The organism is Streptomyces sp. 8N114 (assembly GCF_052245835.1).
Lineage (GTDB): Bacteria > Actinomycetota > Actinomycetes > Streptomycetales > Streptomycetaceae > Streptomyces.
Window position 1 is genome coordinate 546,485 of record NZ_JBQQBT010000002.1, and the last position, 19,533, is coordinate 566,017.

Genomic DNA, 19,533 nt, shown 5'->3' on the forward strand with positions numbered 1-19,533 from the left:
GCGCGGGAGATGCCTTCGCTGTCACCAACTCCGCGCGCCCGGCTTCCGGTCCGTGGCCTCCACGCTGACACCGTTCACAGTGAACTCGTTCCCGGAAAGGGACCATTTCCCCGCCCAATATCGTCCGGCTCCCGGTGATGGGACGGCGCGACGGAAGGCCACGGCCTGAGCGCCCGTGCCCGTCGAGCGACCCCTGGCGACAGCCGCGCCCGACAGCACCGGCCCCCGTCTTCGCCGCTCGGAGAATTCCAGGTCGACGACCGGAAAGAGGAGAGCCATGCCGAAATCCCTTTACGAGCTCGGAGAGACACCACCGCTCGGCGAGGTCCCCGAGCGGATGTACGCCTCGGTGATACGCCAGGACCGGTACGGCCCACCGAAACAGGCCTTCCGGACCGAGGTCGTCGACGTGCCTGCGGTGGGAGCAGGCGAAGTGCTGGTGTACGTGATGGCGGCCGGGATCAACTACAACAACGTCTGGGCCTCTCTGGGCCTGCCCGTCGACGTCATCGGCATGCGGCAACGCCAGGGTCTGACGGAGGACTTCCATATCGGCGGCACCGATGGCTCCGGCGTGGTGTGGGCGGTCGGGGAGGGCGTACGGCATGTCCGTGTCGGCGACCGCGTAGTGCTCTCCGGCGGGCAATACGACGAGAAGGACGAAGACATCATGCTGGGCGCGGACGTCGCGACGTCCAGCAGCGGGCGCGCCTGGGGATACGAGACCAACTACGGCTCCTTCGCCCAGTTCTGTCTGGTGAGGGACTATCAGTGCCATCCGATGCCGGAACGGCTGTCGTGGGAGGAGGCAGCCGGTTTCGTGCTGTGCGCCTCCACTGCCTACCGGCAGCTCTTCGGATGGCAGGGCAACACGGTGCAGCCTGGCGATCCGGTGCTGATCTGGGGCGGCGCCGGCGGCCTGGGCTCGATGGCCATTCAGCTGGTCAAGATGTTCGGCGGCGTGCCGATCGCCGTCGCTTCGGGCGAGGCCCGCGCCCAGTACTGTCGCGATCTCGGTGCGAAAGGCGTCATCAATCGCCTTGAGTTCGACCACTGGGGCAGGCTGCCGGCGATGGAGGACGCCGAGGGCATGGCGAAGTTCCTGCAGGGCGCGCGGGCCATGGGCAAGCAGATCTGGGAGATCGTCGGCGCCAGGAAGTCACCGCGGATCGTCTTCGAACACCCGGGGCGGGACACGCTGCCCACTTCACTCTACCTGTGCGCCAGCGGCGGAATGGTGGTGACCTGCGGCGCGACCACCGGCTACGACGGCAGTATCGATCTTCGGCATCTGTGGATGCGCTCCAAGCGGCTGCAGGGCTCGCACGGTGCCAACGCCCGTCAGTTCCGGGATGTCGTGAGCCTTGTGGACGCGGGGCTGCTCGATCCCTGTCTGTCGACGTGTGAGCGGTTCGAGGACATCGGCTCACTGCATCAGTTGTTGTTCGACAACGCGCACCCCGTGGGCAACATGGCGGTGCTCGTCAACGCGCGGGACCGAGGGACGAACACCGTCGAGCACTGAGCGGACGTCGGCTGAAAAGCGCTCGTGTGTCCGGATCGAATCGGCCCCGTTCGATTGAACGGAAGGTATGTGGTGAACAGTCATTGGTCGACCGCCGCCGAGTTGCGGGAGCGGCTCGACGGCGAGTCCGGTGAACGCCAGACCAGGATTCTGCTGGACCTGATACGCGACCGGATGAGCTCCGCGCTGGGCGGTGAACCTGGGCCGAGGATCGCCGACAACAAGCCCTTCCGGGATGCGGGGATCAAGCAGGCGGCCCGGGAGGCGCTGCGGCACCAGCTCGTGCAGGCGACCGGCGTCGATCTGCGGCCCACGGTGTTCTTCGACCACCCCACCCCGCTCGCGGTCGCCCGTCACCTCAGGGAACGCCTCTCGGGTCAGCACGTGGCCGACCCGTCCGCGCCCGCCCGGACGCCGGCACGGGCTGACGAGCCGATCGCGATCGTGGGGATGGCGTGCCGGTACGGCGGAGGGGTGGCTTCTCCGGAGGACCTGTGGGAGCTGGTGGCGGCCGGCGGTGACGCGGTGACGGGCTTTCCGGCGGACCGCGGGTGGGACCTGGAGAACCTGTACGACCCGGACCCCGCGCGGCGGGGCAGGACCTACACCCGGGCCGGCGCTTTCCTGGCCGACATCGCAGGCTTCGACGCCGGGTTCTTCGGCGTCTCCGCACGCGAAGCCGCGGTAATGGACCCTCAGCAGCGCCTGTTGCTGGAAACCGCGTGGGAGGCGCTGGAACGGTGTGGGACCGATCCGAGGAGCCTGGAGGGGACGGTCACCGGCACGTTCATCGGCACCAACTACCAGGATTACCGTTTCGCCTTCGACGAGATCCCGGAGGCGGGCGAGGGCTATGTGATCACTGGGAACGCCGCCAGCGTGATGTCCGGGCGGCTGGCGTACATCCTCGGGCTGCACGGGCCCGCGGTCACGCTGGACACGGCGTGTTCGTCGTCGCTGGTGGCCCTGCATCAGGCGTGTCAGGCGCTGCGGGCCCGTGAGTGCGACCTGGCCCTCGCCGGCGGCGTGTCCGTGCTCTCGACCCCGGAAGCGTTCGTCGAGTTCTCCCGCAAGCGTGTGCTCTCCGTGGATGGCCGTTGCAAGGCGTTTGCGGAGTCGGCGGATGGTACGGGGTGGGGTGAGGGTGTGGGTGTGGTGCTGGTGGAGCGGCTTTCGGATGCGGTGCGGGAGGGGCGTTCGGTGCTGGCGGTGGTGCGTGGCAGCGCCGTGAGTCAGAACGGTGCTTCGAATGGTCTGACGGCGCCGAGTGGTCCGGCGCAGGAGCGGGTGATCCGGGCGGCGTTGGCGTGTGCGGGGTTGTCGGTATCGGATGTGGATGCGGTCGAGGCGCATGGGACGGGTACGCGGCTGGGGGATCCGATCGAGGCGGGGGCTTTGCTCGCGACGTATGGGCAGGGGAGGTCGGGGGAGCGGCCGGTGTGGTTGGGGTCGGTGAAGTCGAACATTGCTCATACGCAGGCTGCTTCGGGTGTCGCTGGTGTGATCAAGATGGTGGAGGCATTGCGGCATGGTGTGCTGCCCAGGACTTTGCATGCGCAGGAGCCGTCCTCCCATGTGGACTGGTCCTCGGGCGGAGTGCGGCTGCTGACCGAGTCCCGCTCATGGCCCGCGGGGGAACGTCCCCGCCGCGCCGCCGTGTCGTCGTTCGGCGTCAGCGGCACGAATGCGCACGTCATCTTGGAGGAGGCCCCGGCCGGGACCGTTCCGGAGCACTCCGACGAAGACCGTGCGACACCCGCCGTCGTGCCATGGGTGCTGTCCGGCAGGACAGCGGCGGCCCTCCAGGAGCAGGCGGCGCGGCTGCTCGCCAGGGTCGGGCAGGACCCGGAACTGGACGTCGCGGAGCTGGGCGCCGCGCTGGTACGGAACAGGTCCGTTTTCGAGCACCGGGCGGTCGTCGTCGGCGAGGGCCGCGCGGACCTGGTCTCCGGGCTGGAGGCACTCGCCAGTGAAACGTCGGCGCCGCATGTGCTCCGTGGCACGGCCGACCACTCCGCCGCCGGCCCCGTTTTCGTGTTCCCCGGGCAGGGCTCGCATTGGGTGGGGATGGGCCGGGAGCTGCTCCGCTCGGAACCGGTGTTCGCCGAGTGGATGGAGAAGTGCGCGGCAGCCCTGCGGCCGTGGGTGGACTGGGACCTGGCCGGGGTACTGGACGACGCCGAGGCGCTGGAACGCGTAGACGTCGTCCAGCCGGTGCTGTGGTCGGTGATGGTGGCGCTGGCCCACACATGGCGTGCCTACGGGGTCGAGCCGGGCGCGGTACTCGGGCACTCCCAGGGCGAAGTCGCCGCGGCATGTGTGGCCGGTGCGCTGTCGCTGGAGGACGGCGCGCGTGTCGTGGCGGTGCGCAGCCGGTCGCTGCTGAGGCTTGCTGGTACGGGCGGGATCGTGTCGGTGATGGCACCTGCCGACCGGGTGCGCGAGGTGATCGCCCCCTGGGGGAACCGCCTGGCGATCGCGGCGGTCAACGGGCCCTCCTCCGTATCGGTTTCCGGAGAGGATGCCGCGCTGACCGAACTGGAGCATCAGCTCTCCGGGCTCCGCGTGGTGCGCTGGCGGGTGCCGGGCGTGGCGTTCATGGCGCACTCCCGGCACATCGCGGACCTGTCGGACGAACTGGAAGAGGCGCTGGCACCGGTGCGGCCGACGGTCGCGCGGATCCCTTTCTTCTCCACGGTGGACACAACATGGCAGCACGGCCCGGAACTGAACGGCCATTACTGGTACCGCAACCTGCGGGAGACGGTGCGCTTCGGACCGGCGGTCACCGCGCTGGCCGAGCGGGGGCACAACGTCTTCATCGAGGTCGGTCCGCACCCCGTGCTGACGAACGCGCTGGAGCAGAACGCCGAAGCGCTGGACAACGAGGTGCTCGCCGCGGCCACTCTGGAGCGCGACAACGGCGGTCCGTACCAGCTGTACCGAGCATTGGCCACGGCCTTCGTCGCCGGCACATCGGTCGACTGGGCACCGGCCTTCGCGGGTGTCCCCAGCAGCCGGGTGGCGCTGCCGACCTACCCTTTCCAGCGGGAGCGGTTCTGGCCGGAGAAGGTACGGCATGCCCCGGCCCGCGCAGCCCACGGCTCGGCGGCCGAACAGCGGTTCTGGGAGGCGGTCGAGGGCGGTGATCCGGCCGAGCTGGCGGCGCTGCTGGACGTCGCGGGGCAGCGGGGAGCCGCTTCCCTGCGGGAGGCGCTACCGGCTCTGACCGCCTGGAGGCTTCGGGACCGCGCGGATGCCGCTCTGGACCGGCTGCGCTACCGCGTCACCTGGTCACCGGAGGAGTTCGCCGACCGCCGTATCTCGGGGAGCTGGCTTGTCGTCATCCCGGAGAGCCAGGCCGCGGACACCTGGGTGCGCGAGCTGCTCGACGGGCTGTCCGACAGCGGTGCAGTGGTGCTGCCGCTTGTCACGGACTCCGCGGAGCGGCGGGACAAGCTGCTCGGCAGGCTTGGCTCCGCGCTCGGCGATGCCGGTCTGCGGGCCTCGGACATCTCCGGCGTCGTGTCGCTGCTGGCGCTGGACGAGGAGGCCGATCCGGAGCACCCGGGGATACCGGCGGGTGTCACGGGGACGCTGGCGTGGGCGCAGGCCCTCGGCGACGCCGGGATGCAGGCGCCACTGTGGCTGCTCACCCGGGGGGCGGTATCCGTCGGCGGCGCGGACCCGCTGGCCCATCCGCTGCAGGCGTTGACCTGGGGGCTGGGGCGGGTCGTCGGCCTGGAGCACCCGGAGCGGTGGGGCGGTCTTGTCGACCTGCCGCCGACGTCGGACGCCGGGGTGTTCCGACGCCTGTCCGGGGTGCTCGGTGCGGCCACCGACGAAGACCACCTCGCGATCCGCGATACCAGGGTGTTCGTCCGCCGTCTGGTCCGGGCGACCCGCGACGCCTCGCAGCGCTCGCACCCCTGGCGTCCGCGGCCGGACGGCACGGTGCTCATCACCGGAGGCACCGGAGTGCAGGCCGGACACGTGGCCCGCTGGCTCGCCCGCAACGGCGCCCCGCACCTGGTGCTGCTCGGGCGACGAGGTGACGCGGCCCCCGGCATGGCGGAACGGGTCAGTGAGCTGGAAGCGCTCGGTGCCCGGGTGACCGTGGCGGCCTGCGACGTACGCGACCGGGAGGCTCTGCGCCGGGTGCTGGCCGCTGTACCGGCGGACCTGCCGCTGTCGGGGGTCTTCCACACCGCGGGGGTGGGCCGGCTTCAGGAGCTGGGGGAGACGAGCCCTGCGGACCTCGCGGACATCGTGGGGGCCAAGGCCGTCGGTGCCCGGCATCTGCATGAGCTGACCCAAGATCTCGACCTGGAAGCCTTTGTGTTGTTCTCCGCCGTCACCGCGACGTGGGGCGTCGGGCGCCACGGCAGTTACGGCGCGGCCAACACATATCTGGAGGCGCTGGCGCAGCACCGTCGGACGCACGGCCTGCCCGCGACGGCGATCGCCTGGGGCGGTTGGGCGGGCGACGGCATGGCGGTCCGTGACGCGGCGGCGGAGACCCTGCGCCGCCGCCGACTGCCGGCGGATGCGTGGGCCGAGGCGGGGCTCACCCCGCAGGAGGCGGCGGACGAGACGCTGCACCGCTGGGGTGTCCGTGTGATGCCACCTGAGCAGTTGCTCACAGCGTTGCAGTACAGCCTGGACGCCGACGAAACACTGGTGACGGTCGCGGACATGGACTGGGAACAGTTCGTCACCGGCTTCGCCCTGACGCGCCGACGTCCGCTGCTGCGGGAACTTCCCGAGGCGTGGGAGGCGGTCGAGGCACTGCACGGCGCCGCCGGGGGACAGGACGCCCCCGGCAAGCAGCAGGCGGCATCGCCGGCGGACCAACTGGCGGCAGCCTCACGGCAGGAACAGGACCGGCTGCTCCTCGACGTGGTCCGCACCCAGGTGGCCGCAGTGCTCGGGCACGCTACGCCCGAGGCCGTGGACCCGGGACGGACGTTCCTGGACGCCGGACTGGACTCGGTGACGGCGGTGCAGTTGCGCAACCGGCTCGGGTCCGCGCTCGGGCTGCGGCTGCCGGCCACGGTCGTGTTCGACCATCCCACCGCTATCGAGCTCGTCGCCTTCCTGCGTACTCGACTGGTCCCTGAGGAGGCCGTGGCCGACCGGACCTCGCAGAAGATCGACGAACTCGAGCAGTCGCTGGCGGCTGTCTCCCACGGTCCGGAGGAACGCCGCGCCATCGCGGCGCGGCTCACCAGCCTGGCGCGGAGGGTGGAAGGCGTGCGGCAGTCCGAGGCGGGTGACCGGACAGCGAGCGACCTCGAAGCGGCCGGCGTCAATGAGTTGCTCGACCTCCTCGACGGCGAACTGGGCACGCCCTGAACCGGGACCGGTGCCGGACATCCATGCGATCAGACGGGTGAACTGACGTGGCGGAAGATGCGAGGACCCTTGACTCGCTCAGGCGGGCCACCGCTGCCCTGCGCGATGCCAAGCAGCGAGTGCACGAGTTGGAGGAGCGCGCGCGTGAGCCGATCGCGATCGTGGGGATGGCGTGCCGGTACGGCGGAGGGGTGGCTTCTCCGGAGGACCTGTGGGAGCTGGTGGCGGCCGGCGGTGACGCGGTGACGGACTTTCCGGCGGACCGCGGGTGGGACCTGGAGAACCTGTACGACCCGGACCCTGATCAGGCGGGCACCTCCTATGTGCGTGAGGGGGCCTTCCTGGACGATCCCGCCGGGTTCGACCCCGCGTTCTTCGGTATCTCCCCTCGCGAGGCGCTGATGACGGACCCAAGGCAGCGGCTGCTCCTGGAGACGGCGTGGGAGGCCTTCGAGAAGGCCGGCATCGCGCCGACATCGGCCCATGGCACGTCGACGGGCGTGTTCGTCGGCGCGTCCGGCGACGACTACCTGAGCCTGCTGGACCGCAGCCCGGAGGCCGATGAGGGCTACTTGCTGGCCGTCAACGGCCAGAGCGTGATGTCCGGGCGGCTGGCGTACATCCTCGGGCTGCACGGGCCCGCGGTCACGCTGGACACGGCGTGTTCGTCGTCGTTGGTGGCCCTGCATCAGGCGTGTCAGGCGCTGCGGGCCCGTGAGTGCGACCTAGCCCTCGCCGGCGGCGCGGCGGTGATCGTCTCCCCGCGGGTCTTCGTCGAGGGCGCACGGCAGCGCAGCCTGTCCGTGGATGGCCGTTGCAAGGCGTTTGCGGAGTCGGCGGATGGTACGGGGTGGGGTGAGGGTGTGGGTGTGGTGCTGGTGGAGCGGCTTTCGGATGCGGTGCGGGAGGGGCGTTCGGTGCTGGCGGTGGTGCGTGGCAGCGCCGTGAGCCAGGACGGTGCTTCGAATGGTCTGACGGCGCCGAGTGGTCCGGCGCAGGAGCGGGTGATCCGGGCGGCGTTGGCGTGTGCGGGGTTGTCGGTATCGGATGTGGATGCGGTCGAGGCGCATGGGACGGGTACGCGGCTGGGGGATCCGATGGAGGCGGGGGCTTTGCTCGCGACGTATGGGCAGGGGAGGTCGGGGGAGCGGCCGGTGTGGTTGGGGTCGGTGAAGTCGAACATTGCTCATACGCAGGCTGCGTCGGGTGTCGCTGGTGTGATCAAGATGGTGGAGGCTTTGCGGCATGGTGTGCTGCCCAGGACTTTGCATGCGCAGGAGCCGTCCTCCCATGTGGACTGGTCCTCGGGCGGGGTGCGGCTGCTGACCGAGTCCCGCCCGTGGCCCGCCGGGGAACGCCCCCGCCGCGCCGCCGTGTCGTCCATCGGCGGGGCGGGCACGAATGCGCACGTCATCCTGGAGGAGGCCCCGGCCGGGACCGTTCCGGAGCACTCCGACGAAGACCGCGCGACACCCGCCGTCGTGCCATGGGTGCTGTCCGGCAAGGGCCACGCCGCACTGCGGGCACAGGCCGGTAACCTGCGCAGCCGGGTGGAGTCGGACCCGGACCTCGGCATCGGGGAACTGGGCTGGTCACTGGTCCGGTCCCGGTCCGCGCTGTCGCACCGCGCGGTGGTTGTGGGGCGGGATCGCAAGCGGTTGTGCCAGGGGCTGGCCGCTGTCGACCGGGCCGAGCCCTCGGCGGACGTCGTCAGTGGTGTGGCGCGGCATCACCTGGGCGGGCCGGTCTTCGTCTACCCGGGTCAGGGTGGGCAGTGGGCGGGCATGGGGATGGAACTGCTCGATTCCTCGCCCCTGTTCGCGGCGGTGTTGGAGGAGTGCTCGGACGCGTTCGAACCACTGACGGGCTGGTCGGTCGTCGACGTACTGCGGCAGGCACCGGGAGCACCGTCGCTCGACCGCGGCGAAGTGGTCCAGCCGGTGCTGTTCTCGGTGATGGTGGCGCTCACGCGTCTGTGGCAGTCCTACGGGGTGCGGCCGGCCGCCGTGGTCGGGCACTCACAGGGGGAGATCGCCGCGGCGCACATCGCCGGAGCCCTCACGCTGGGGGACGCCGCCAGGCTCATCGCCCGCCGCATCGAGGCGTTGATGCCACTGCACGGCAAGGGCGCCATGGCGGCCGTCGCGATGCCACCCGAGCAACTCCACCGGCGGCTGGACGCGTTCGGCGACCGGCTGTCCGTCGCCGCGGAGAACGGTCCGGCCTCACTCACCGTCTCCGGTGACCCGGAGCCCGTCGAGGAGCTGCTGCACCAGCTCGGCGGCGAGGGCGTGCCGACGCGCCGCATCCGCGCCGCCACCGGCGCCGGCCATTCGGTCCAGGTGGAGGCATTGCGGGACGACCTGCTGGCTGCGTTCGACGGGATCTCGCCGAAGCCGGGGCACATCCCGTTCTTCTCCGTGGTGACCGGCGATCTCCTTGAGACCACCGAGCTGAATGCCGACTACTGGTACCGCAACGCCCGGCAGACGGTCCGTTTCGAGGCGGCCGTGCGCAACCTGATCTCCCGCGGCCACGAGGCGTTCGTCGAAATGAGCCCCCACCCCCTGCTCGTGGAGATGATCGAGGCGACCGCGGAAACCGCCGACGCCGACATCGTGGTGGGCGACACGCTGCACCGCGGGGAGGGCGGCCTCGACCGGTTCCTGCTCGCCGTCGCCGAGATGTACGTCCACGGCGTGGAGGTGCACTGGGAGGCCGCCTTCGCCGACAGCAGTCCCCGACGCGTCGATCTGCCGACATATCCCTTCCAGCGCAAGCGGTACTGGCCGGCGTACGTGCCGCTGGGGGCAGCCGGCTCACGCGCCGTGGACGGCGGGTTCTGGGACTTCGTCGAGCACGCCGACCTGCCTGCGCTCGCCGCCGCGATGGGCATCGGAACGGACGACGTCGCCGTACTCGAACCGGCTCTTCCGTTCCTGTCGGCCTGGCACGCCAAGCACCGGAAGCCCGGGCCGGCGGCGCGGCGCCGGGAGCGGGAAGATCCGCCCGCTGTTGCCCCCGACCTGGCCGGTGAGCTGTCCGGGCTCTCGGTCCAGGACCAGAAGCAGAAGCTCCTCGACCTGGTCCGGGGCCATATCGCGATCGTCCTCGGCTACGACGCGGCGGAGGACGTGGAGCCCACGCAGCGGTTCACCGAACTGGGCCTCGACTCACTGACCTCGGTCCAACTGCGCAAACGTCTGTCCGCCGTCACCGGCCTCAAGCTGCCCACCAGCCTGGCGTTCACGTACCCGTCGCCCGCCCTGCTCGCGGACCACCTCCGGTCCGCGCTGCTCGATCCCGGCGAGGATGGCGCCAGGGAGCGCCCGACCGACACCCTGGTGGAGCTCTACCGCCGAGCCTGTGAGAACGGCACAGCCATGAAGGCGATACCGATGCTCGAGGAGGCCGCGGAACTGCGCCCGCGGTTCCGGAGCGTTGACGAACAGCGGGTCCGGACCGCCCCCCTGCACCTGGCGCGGGGTCCCGAGCGGCCCGCGCTGATCTGCTTCCCCCCGTTCGTCACACCAGCCGGGGCACACCAGTTCGCGCAGCTCGCCGCGCCGTTCCGGGGCAGGCGGGAGATGTGGGTGCTGCCGCATCCGGGCTTCGGGAGCGGTGAAGACCTGCCCGGGACCAGAGAGGCTCTGGTCCGGTCACATGTGGTCACGGCGCTGGAGTGTGCGGGTGACATGCCGTTCGTCCTGCTCGGCTACTCCTCCGGCGGATGGGTGGCCCAGGAGGTGGCGGCTCACCTGGCGGGCATCGGCCGCACTCCGTCCGGCCTGGTGCTGGTGGACACCTACCGGCCAGACCTTCGCAACGCCCACCGCATCTTCGATGAACTGATGGCGCGCAACGCACCCTTGTTGCAGACGCTGGACATCGACAGCGCCGAACTCACCGCCATGGGGCGGTATCTGAGGCTGTTCGAGCAGTGGGAACCAGGACCGGTCACGGTGCCGGCCGTGCTGCTGCGCGGCGAGGTCCAGGTCCCTCTCGACGTCACCGGAGGGGAAAGCCCGGAAGGACCGGACGGGGTGGCCGAGACCATCACCGTTCCCGGCGATCACGCGACGATGATGCGCGACCACGCGGCGACGACCGCCGCTGCGCTCGCATCCTGGCTGACCCGAGGAGCAGCGTCATGACAGGCGTCCCGATCCGCCGTACGGTCATGTCGTCCGGCTTCCGGCCGTGGCTGATCACCGGCCACGCGGAGGTCCGTTCGGTCATGGCCGACCCGCGGTTCGCCAAGGACTCGCACAGGGTCGCCGAGCTGCTGGACCGGCATTCGCTGTCCGGCAGCGACAGCGTGTTCGGGCAGTCGTTGCTGCACCACATGCTCAACACGGATCCGCCGGAACACGGCAGACTGCGCACCCTCGTCAACAAGGCGTTCACCCCGCGGGCGGTGGAGCGGTTGCGACCCCGGATCGGTGAGATCTGCGACGAGCTGCTGGACGCGCTGGAGGGGAAGACCCACGCCGACCTGCTGGCGGCCTACGCCGTTCCGCTGCCGGTCAAGGTGATCTGCGAGCTTCTGGGCATCCCCCAGGCCGACCGGGAGATGTTCCGTTCGTGGTCGAACACGCTTGTTTCGGCGCTGCCTCCGGAGGTGGTCAACGATGCCTCGGCGGCGATGGAGGAGTACCTCCACGGTCTGGTTGCTGCCAAGGCGAAGGAGCCGCGCGAGGACATGCTGTCCGCGCTGGTCCACGCCCAGGACTCCGGCCAACGGCTCAGTGCGGACGAACTGGTGTCGATGGCCTGCCTGCTGCTGGCGGCCGGCCACGAGACGACGGTGAACCTGATCGGCAACGGGCTTCTCGCCCTGCTGACCCACCCGGACCAGTTCGCGGCACTGCGCGCGGACCGGACACGGCTGCCCGGGGCGATCGAGGAGTTCCTCCGCTACGACAGCCCGGTCAACCAGGCGACACTGCGGTTCACCACGGAGCCCGTACGGATCGGCGGTGTGGAGATCCCGGAGGGCGAGTTCGTGATCCTCAGCATCGACTCGGCCAACCACGACACACGCGTGTACGACGACCCGGATGTGCTGGACATCGGCCGCGAGGGCGGCAGCCATCTCGCCTTCGGTCACGGCATCCACTACTGCCTCGGTGCGCCGCTGGCCCGGCTGGAGGCGCAGCTCGCGTTCACCAAGCTGCTGGACAGGTACGACCGAATCGACCTCGCTGTGCCGGAGCAGCAACTGGAGTGGCGGTTCAGCGTGGTGATGCGCGGGCTCGAACGGCTCCCCGTACGGCTCCGCCGACGTGCGGACCAGCTGGGCACAGAGCGGGGGGCGGTTGGCTGACCAGACGGATTTCCCGTCGAACCGCCCAGGACTTTCCCAACCCAGGAGGTATTCACGTCATGACGACAGAGCGGTCGGCCACTACCGGGCCGGGGCCCCGCGCAGAGATCGAGCGCGACCTGATGTCACTCCTCGAAGAGCAGCTGCGGACCCCGGTCGAGCGCGACCTGGACCTGGTCGAGGCGGGACTGATCACGTCGATGTTCGCCATGCAGCTGGTCGTGCGGCTGGAGCAGGCATTCGATGTGTCCATCGTCGGTCCGGATCTGAAGATGGAGCACTTCCGCTCTGTCGCCTCCATGGCCGAGCTCGTCCACCGCATCCGGCACGGGACATCCGGCGATGGGTCCTGACCCGCTCGCCGGCGCGGGCGCTCTGGTCGCGGAACTCGTCGGCGAGCAAGCCGACTCCTGGGACGCGGCCGGCCTGCTGCCCGACCAGGTGCTGCGCGAACTCGGCGACAGGGGCCTGCTGTGCCCCCAGGTGCCCGAAGAACACGGGGGCCTCGGCGCCGGCAGTCTCAGCAATGGGGAGTTCACCGCCCACGTGGGCAGCCTGTGCGGATCGCTGCGCAGCGTGATGACCTCGCAGGGCATGGCGGCGTGGACGGTCCAGCGCTTCGGCGACGCGGGTCAGCGCGGCACCTATCTTCCGCAGCTGGCCCGGACGAGCCGGGCAGCTGTCGGTTTCAGCGAACCGGAGGCCGGAAGCGATCTGTCCGCCATGGGCACCGAGATCCGCAAGGAAGGCGGCAGTGTCGTCGTGGACGGGCAGAAGGTCTGGATGACCGCCGCTCAGTACGCTGATCTGCTGGTGGTCTTCGGCCGTTTCGAGGGCGGCGCCGCTGCCGTCGTGGTGCCCGCCACAGCCCCCGGGGTGCATGTGGAGCGGATCACTGCCCCGTTCGGCTGTCGCGCTGCCGGGCACGCGGACGTCCGCTTCGACTCCGTACGGCTGCCGGCGGACCATGTACTCGGTGGGGTCGGGATGCCGCCGGCCCTGCTGGTCACGACCGCCCTCGCGTACGGACGGATGTCGGTGGGCTGGGGCTGCGTCGGAATCCTGCGTGCCTGCCGAACCGCGGCATGCCAACACGCCGCGAACCGGCGTCAGTTCGGCAAGCCGCTGGCGGAGCACCAGCTCGTCGCCCGCCATCTCGCCGAACTGCTGGCGGCCGAGCAGGTGGCGACCAGGGCCTGTGAGCATGCCAGCCGCTGCTGGGACGACGGAGCATCGGACTCCGCGGTCGCCACGGTTCTCGCCAAGCACGTCAGTGCGGGGCAGGCCGTCGCGGGGGCGGCCTCGGCGATGCAGGTGCTGGCCTCGGCCGGTGCCCGCGACGGAAACGTGGTCGCGCGCGCCTACCGGGACGCGAAATTGATGGAAGTCATCGAGGGCAGCAGCGAGATCTGCCAGCTCATCCTGGCCGAGCACGTGCTGACCAGCACGGTGCGATGACCGTCTGGGGGTTCCGATGAACAGCCGACAGCCTGTCGTGAAGTGCCTCGTCTGGGACTTGGACAACACGCTCTGGCGGGGCACCTTGCTGGAGGACGGGGACGCGCACCTGGACGAGGACATCGCCGCCGTCGTCAAGGAGCTCGACTCCCGGGGCATCCTCCAGTCGGTGGCCAGCAAGAACGAGCACGAGCCGGTCTGGGCACACCTGATGTCGCTGGGCATCGCCGAGTACTTCGTCGTCCCCCAGATCGGCTGGGGAACCAAGTCGGCGGCCGTTCGCCGCATCGCGGAAGCGCTGAACTTCTCCCAGGAGACGATCGCCTTCATCGACGATCAGCCGGCCGAGCGCGCGGAGGTCTCCTTCCATCTTCCGGACGTCCGCTGCTACCCGGCCGAGCGAGCGCTCATGCTGATGGAGCTCCCGGAGTTCAGCCCGCAGACGATCACGGTCGATTCCAGGCGGCGCCGGAAGATGTACCAGGCCAACATCGAGCGGGAGGCCGAGCGGGAGGCGTTCTCCGGGCCGGATGAGCAGTTCCTGCGAACGCTCGACCTCCGGCTTCGCCTGCGCAGGGCGGATGACGCCGAGCTGTCCCGTGTCGAGGAACTGACCCTGCGCACCAGCCAGATGAATGCGACGGGCGTACATTACTCCGATGCGGTCCTGCGCGACCTATGCGCCGACCCCGCTCATGAGGTCCTCGTGGCCACGCTCACCGACCGGTTCGGCCCGCACGGTGCCATCGGCGTACTGCTGCTGGACACGGACCCCCGCCGCTGGCACGTCAAGCTTTTGGCAACTTCGTGCCGGGTGGTCTCCTTCGGCGTCGGCACGGCGATCCTCAACTGGCTCACGACCGAGGCGTTCCGGGCCGGTGTGCACCTGGTCGCCGACTTCCGTCCCACCAGCCGCAACCGAATGATGGACATCGCCTACCGTTTCGCCGGCTTCACCGACGACGCCTGCGAGTGCACCGCGTCCATGCCCGCGGTGGCGGACATTCAACGCCTGCACCTCATTCCGGAGCCGAGGAGCCTGCCCTCCACGATGCGCTTCGACGCGCCGGACCTCTGACACCAATCGTTTCCACGGCCTCGCCCAGCGCGTATCGGGGCGGCTCAAAGGCCGCTGCCGCGCACGCGCGGCCGAACACTTCCCCGCCTTTTATTGAAGGGCGCCACTCTCATCGGCCGACAAAGACCGTGGCCACTCCCGACATCAAAACCGGATGGCAGCTTACGGCCATATTCCTTCACTCACGCGACCGCCGCCCATAGTATTTGATGCGGTGGATCCGGAGGCGCAGAAGACCCGGGAGGCAGCATGAGTTCGCTCACCCAGGAAGACCGCCAGAAAATCAAGGAGATAGTGTGCGACATTCTTGAGATAGACCCGGACGAGCTCTCCGGAACCAGCCGCTTCAAGGAGGATCACGACGCCGACTCACTGCGGGCGATCGAGATACTTGCCGGGCTGGAGAAGGAGTTCGACGTCACGATCGAACAGTCGGAGCTCGCCGGTATGGTCAACCTCGAAGGCGTGTACAACGTCGTTTCGAAAGCGTCCGAAAAGTAGCACCTGCTCATTCTCGGAGGCGGCGCACCATGCTCGATAAATCAGCTGTCCGCGTGGTGGTCACCGGAATGGGGGTCGTTTCGAGCATCGGTATCGAAGCTGCTGAATTCTTGGACGGGCTTCGTTCCGGACGCAGCTCCGTGGGCCACATCAGCGCTTTCGACACCTCTGGTTTCGACCACGCGATGGGATGCGAAGTCGTCGGATTCTCTCCCGAGCACTGGATACGGACGCCGCCGGAGAGCCTGGGCCGGGCCGGCCAGTTCTCCGCGGCTGCCGCCCGCATGGCGGTCGCACATGCCGCACTGGACCCGGCCGCACTGCGCGAGCGCCCCTGCCTCGTTGCCGTCGGCACCACCGACGGTGAGGCCCGCGACCTCGACCAGCTGGTCGAGACCGAGCTGGAGCACGGTCCGGGGGCCCTGGAACCGGCCGTGGCCGCCCGGGTGCCGGCAGGCCGGCTGTCCGCCGCGGTCGTCCACGAACTGGGCCTGAACAGAGTCGAGGCGGTCACGCTCCCCACGGCCTGCGCGGCGGGCAACTACGCCGTCGGCTACGGCTTCGACGCCATCAGAGCCGGCGATGTCGACCTCGCTCTGTGCGGTGGTGCGGATGCGCTGTGCCGCAAGACCTTCACCGGTTTCTACCGGATCGGGACCATCGCCCCGGAACGCTGCCAGCCCTTCGACAAGAACCGCAGCGGGATCCTCACCGGCGAGGGAGCGGGGGTCCTCGTCCTGGAGAGCCTCGAATCCGCCGTCGCCCGCGGAGCCCATATCTACGCGGAGGTCCTGGGTTTCGGACTCAACTGCGACGCCGACCATCCCGTCGCTCCCAATGAGGACAGCGTGGCCCACTGCATGCAGCTCGCACTCGACAACGCGGGCGTGAAGCCGGCGGATGTCGACTTCATCTCGGCGCACGGCACCGGGACCAGAGCCAACGACGTGACGGAGGCGGCGGCCATACGCCGCGTCTTCGGCACCGAAACCGCACCACCCACGATCTCCGTCAAGTCGATGCTCGGCCACAGCATGGGCGCCGCCAGCGCCTTGGCCTCCATCGGGTGCGTACTCGCCATCACCGAGGGCTTCATCCCGCCCACCGTCAACCACGTCGAGACCGACCCGGAGTGCGGTCTCGACTGCGTCCCCAACCACGCCGTCGAGGCCCGGCCACGAGTGGTCCAGAACAACGGTCTGGCCTTCGGCGGCAACAACGCGGTCCTCATCTACGGCCGTTACGACCAGGAGCTCGCGTGACTCGGCCGAGCGCACCGGACACGCCACCCGCCGGGTGGCTGCTGACCGGCAGCGGCGCGGTGACCAGCGTCGGCCGCGGCGTGACCGAGGTCTTCGAAGCGCTGTGCGCCGGCCGCGACGGACTGGCTCCTCTGCGCGGATTCCGACCGGACCGCTACCGCGCGGACAGCGCCTACGAGATCGACGACCGGCCCGCGCCCGGCCAGGACGTCCCCCTGCGTGCCACCCGCTGGCTCGTACAGGCCATCGAGGAGTCCTTGGCGGACGCCGGGCTCGGCGACGACCTCACCGGTGTCCCGGTCATTGTGGGCACGGGCCTGCGGGAGCTGCGCTCGGCCGAACTCTCCTGGCGCGACGGCACGCCGTTCGATGTAACGCGGCTGTACTTCGGAACGGCGTTGCGGGAGCGCTTCGGTGCCACCCGGACATACACGGTCTCCAATGCCTGCTCGGCTTCGCTGTACGCCTTGGCGATGGGCGGCGACATGTTGGGTGCCGGAGTCGCCGACACCGTGGTCGTCGCGGGTGTGGACACGATCACCGAGAGCATGTTCGGCCTCCTCGACCGTGTGCAGCTGACTCCGCCCGAGCGGGTTCGGCCGTTCGACCGGACGCGCCGGGGCACGCTCATGGGCGACGGGGCCACGGCCGTCGTCCTGTGCAGGGAAGGGTCGGCGACCGCCGCGCGGCCCTGCGGCCGGCTGCGCGCCGTGAGCCTCAACTGCGACGCCGGGCACGCGACGGCGCCCGACGCCCGAAGCATCGTCGCCGCTATCCGCCGGGCCCATACGACAGCGCGGGTGAAACCGGAGGAGATCGACCTGGCGCTGCTGCACGGCACGGGCACCCCCCTCAACGACGAGGTCGAGATCGCGGCCATGGCCGAGGTGTTCGGGGCTGCCGTGGGGCATCCGCTCATGACCGCTCTGAAGGGAGCCACCGGGCACACGTCCGGAGGTTCGGGACTGCTCAGCCTGATCATCGCCGCCCGGGCGCTGGCCACCGGCCGGGTGCCGCCCGCGCTCGGCCTGGACGACCCGGCCCCCGGCTCCGAACACTTCCGCTTCGTTCCACGTGCCGCCCGAGTGCAACCCGGCCTCCACCTTGCTCAGGTCAACGCCTTCGGTTTCGGCGGGGTCAACGCCGTCGCCCTCCTGGAAGGAACCACCTGATGCCGCGTCCGGGAAACATCACCGTGACCGGGGTGGGGCTCGCCGTGCCGGGAGTCACGACGCCTCCGGAACTGATGCACCCGCCGCCCCTCCCGGCCGGCCCCGTGGACCCCACCGCCCGGATCGGGCGCCGGGGACTGCGCTACCTGGACCGGGCTTCGCAACTCGCGCTCTGTGCGGCTCATGACGCGCTGCGCGACGCGGCGCTGCCCTCCTCCTCCGACGACGTCGGTGCTTCGGTCGCGGTCGTGGCCAGCTCCAACCTCGGCAACCTGGACACCGTCTGCACGGTGACCGCGGACATCGCCGAGGAGAGCACGGACCGCATCAGCCCGATGCTGCTGCCCATCGCCTCCAGCAATGTCGTCGCCTCCTCGGTGGCGACGAGGTTCTCGCTGCGCGGCCCCGGCCTGATGCTCTGCAACGGCCCGACCTCCGGTCTGGACGCCGTGCACTGGGGCATGTCCCTGCTGTCCGCCGGCCGCTGCTCCCACAGCCTCGTTGTCGGTGTGGAGCCCTCCAACACGGTGGTCGAACGCCTCCTCGGCAGCCCCGGCAGCCGCCTCTTCGACGGCGCCGTGGCGCTGCTCCTGGAGGACGAGGAGACCGCGCGGTCCCGTGGCGCCGAGCCGGTGGCCCGGCTCGGGCCCTACACCCGGGAGGGCAGCCTGGCGGCGTGCGTGAGCGACTTGTCAGCGCAGGACCGGGAGGCGTTCCGGGCTGCCGGGCTCTGGCTCACCGGCCCCGCGCACGGAACCCGCAGTGGCAACGGGACGGACGGGGCTCCCGCACTGCCCTGCCACGATCTCGCCGCGGCCCATGGTGAGGCGTCCGGGGCGCTCGGCGTCCTGCAGTGCGCCGCAGCTGTCGGCTGGTTCCAGTCGTACGACGCGCGCGGCGCGTTGCTCACCAACGGCGACGACCACGCGGACGCGGTCGCGGCCATGCTGATCAGCCCGGTGAGAGGAGACGGGTGATGACCTCCGACACCACCGAGTCGGCACCCCGCACCACCGACACCACAGAGGCTGCCGCGGAGCCCGTTCTCGTACGGTTCGCCCGCCCGGCCACAGCGCCCGACCCGGTGCGCGTGCTGCTGGTCCACGGCCTCTGCAGCAGTTCCGCCGTATGGAGCCCGTTCGTGGCGCGTGCCGACCCGCGCTGCGAACTCTGGGAGGCCGATATGCCCTGGCGCGGTACGGGCGTGCGGAACTGGACGCTCCGGTCGGTCGAGGAGTGGGTCGATCTCGCGGTCTCCCGGGTCCCCGGCGGAGTCGACGTCCTCATGGCCCACTCGTTCGGCACGAGCACCGTGCTCAGCTGGCTCGACCAGCAGATCACCGGGCCGCAGGACGCCCTCGTCGCCAACGGCCGGAAGCTGCGCGGCATCGTGCTCGTCTCCCCGCTCTACCGCGCTGCGCCCGACGACTTCGACTGGGAGTCGATTGCCTACTACCTGAACAACTTCGACCGCATCCTGGCCACAGGGATGCGGGCCCACCGCAGGACGCCGGGCATCAGCGAGCACCAACTGGCCGTGGCCATCAAGGTCCGCGACTTCATCGGACCGTACAGCTGGATCCGGTTCTTCGACACCTATCTGCGCATGCCGCAGATCCGTACCCGGCAGATGCCGATGCCGTTCCTGATCGTCGGCGGAGAGCAGGACTTCGTGGCCTTCCCCACGGACGCGAGAGCGCTCGGCGAATCCCTGCCGGACGCCTCCGTGCACATCCTGCCCCGCAACGAGCACTTCCCCATGGTGGCTTCGGCGGAGTCGTTCGCCGGCCTCACCAACACATTCCTGCGCTCGCTGCCCGCCTGACGACACGACCGCCACAGCCCTCCTCCCACCT

The 19,533-nt window shown here is 70.1% G+C and carries 11 protein-coding genes and 1 pseudogene; all 12 read left to right on the forward strand.

The features are described 5' to 3' along the window. Positions 1 to 277: 277 nt before the first annotated feature. The 12 genes and pseudogenes from ccrA to ACTWQF_RS07960 all read left to right on the forward strand — a co-directional run bounded on the left by ccrA (position 278) and on the right by ACTWQF_RS07960 (position 19,502). The gene (gene ccrA, locus ACTWQF_RS07905) at positions 278 to 1,525 is read left to right on the forward strand and encodes a crotonyl-CoA carboxylase/reductase (protein ID WP_443278432.1); all 1,248 of its coding nucleotides are present in this window, start codon (positions 278 to 280) and stop codon (positions 1,523 to 1,525) included. A gap of 111 nt (positions 1,526 to 1,636) precedes the next feature. Continuing rightward, a pseudogene (locus ACTWQF_RS07910) lies at positions 1,637 to 6,880 on the forward strand (type I polyketide synthase); the annotation flags it as partial. A 47-nt stretch (positions 6,881 to 6,927) separates the two neighbouring features. Next, positions 6,928 to 11,034 carry a type I polyketide synthase gene (locus ACTWQF_RS07915; protein ID WP_443278434.1) on the forward strand — a complete coding sequence of 1,369 codons (4,107 nt, stop codon included), beginning with the start codon at positions 6,928 to 6,930 and terminating at the stop codon, positions 11,032 to 11,034. Next, positions 11,031 to 12,206 (forward strand): cytochrome P450 family protein, encoded by a 1,176-nt coding sequence (locus tag ACTWQF_RS07920; RefSeq protein ID WP_443278436.1) that lies wholly within the window; start codon positions 11,031 to 11,033, stop codon positions 12,204 to 12,206. Before ACTWQF_RS07915 ends, ACTWQF_RS07920 begins: the two co-directional genes overlap by 4 nt. 59 nt (positions 12,207 to 12,265) lie before the next feature. Further along, the gene (locus ACTWQF_RS07925; RefSeq protein ID WP_443278438.1) at positions 12,266 to 12,559 is read left to right on the forward strand and encodes an acyl carrier protein; all 294 of its coding nucleotides are present in this window, start codon (positions 12,266 to 12,268) and stop codon (positions 12,557 to 12,559) included. Next, entirely contained in the window at positions 12,549 to 13,664 is a 1,116-nt protein-coding gene (locus ACTWQF_RS07930; RefSeq protein ID WP_443278440.1) for an acyl-CoA dehydrogenase family protein, read from the forward strand. Before ACTWQF_RS07925 ends, ACTWQF_RS07930 begins: the two co-directional genes overlap by 11 nt. Positions 13,665 to 13,680: 16 nt before the next feature. Beyond that, the gene (locus ACTWQF_RS07935; protein WP_443278441.1) at positions 13,681 to 14,742 is read left to right on the forward strand and encodes an HAD-IIIC family phosphatase; all 1,062 of its coding nucleotides are present in this window, start codon (positions 13,681 to 13,683) and stop codon (positions 14,740 to 14,742) included. Positions 14,743 to 14,991: 249 nt separating this feature from the next. Then, positions 14,992 to 15,243: an acyl carrier protein gene (locus ACTWQF_RS07940; protein ID WP_443249436.1), complete on the forward strand. Its 252-nt coding sequence runs from the start codon at positions 14,992 to 14,994 to the stop codon at positions 15,241 to 15,243. Between the two features lie 29 nt (positions 15,244 to 15,272). Further along, on the forward strand, positions 15,273 to 16,505 hold the full coding sequence (locus ACTWQF_RS07945) for a beta-ketoacyl-[acyl-carrier-protein] synthase family protein (protein ID WP_443278442.1): 1,233 nt from the start codon (positions 15,273 to 15,275) through the stop codon (positions 16,503 to 16,505). Then, complete coding sequence (locus ACTWQF_RS07950) at positions 16,502 to 17,677, forward strand: beta-ketoacyl synthase N-terminal-like domain-containing protein (protein WP_443278443.1); 1,176 nt, start codon at positions 16,502 to 16,504, stop codon at positions 17,675 to 17,677. The genes ACTWQF_RS07945 and ACTWQF_RS07950 overlap by 4 nt, the downstream gene beginning before the upstream one ends. Next, on the forward strand, positions 17,677 to 18,654 hold the full coding sequence (locus ACTWQF_RS07955) for a beta-ketoacyl synthase N-terminal-like domain-containing protein (RefSeq protein WP_443278444.1): 978 nt from the start codon (positions 17,677 to 17,679) through the stop codon (positions 18,652 to 18,654). Before ACTWQF_RS07950 ends, ACTWQF_RS07955 begins: the two co-directional genes overlap by 1 nt. Beyond that, the gene (locus tag ACTWQF_RS07960; RefSeq protein ID WP_443278445.1) at positions 18,654 to 19,502 is read left to right on the forward strand and encodes an alpha/beta fold hydrolase; all 849 of its coding nucleotides are present in this window, start codon (positions 18,654 to 18,656) and stop codon (positions 19,500 to 19,502) included. Before ACTWQF_RS07955 ends, ACTWQF_RS07960 begins: the two co-directional genes overlap by 1 nt. Positions 19,503 to 19,533 lie beyond the last annotated feature (31 nt).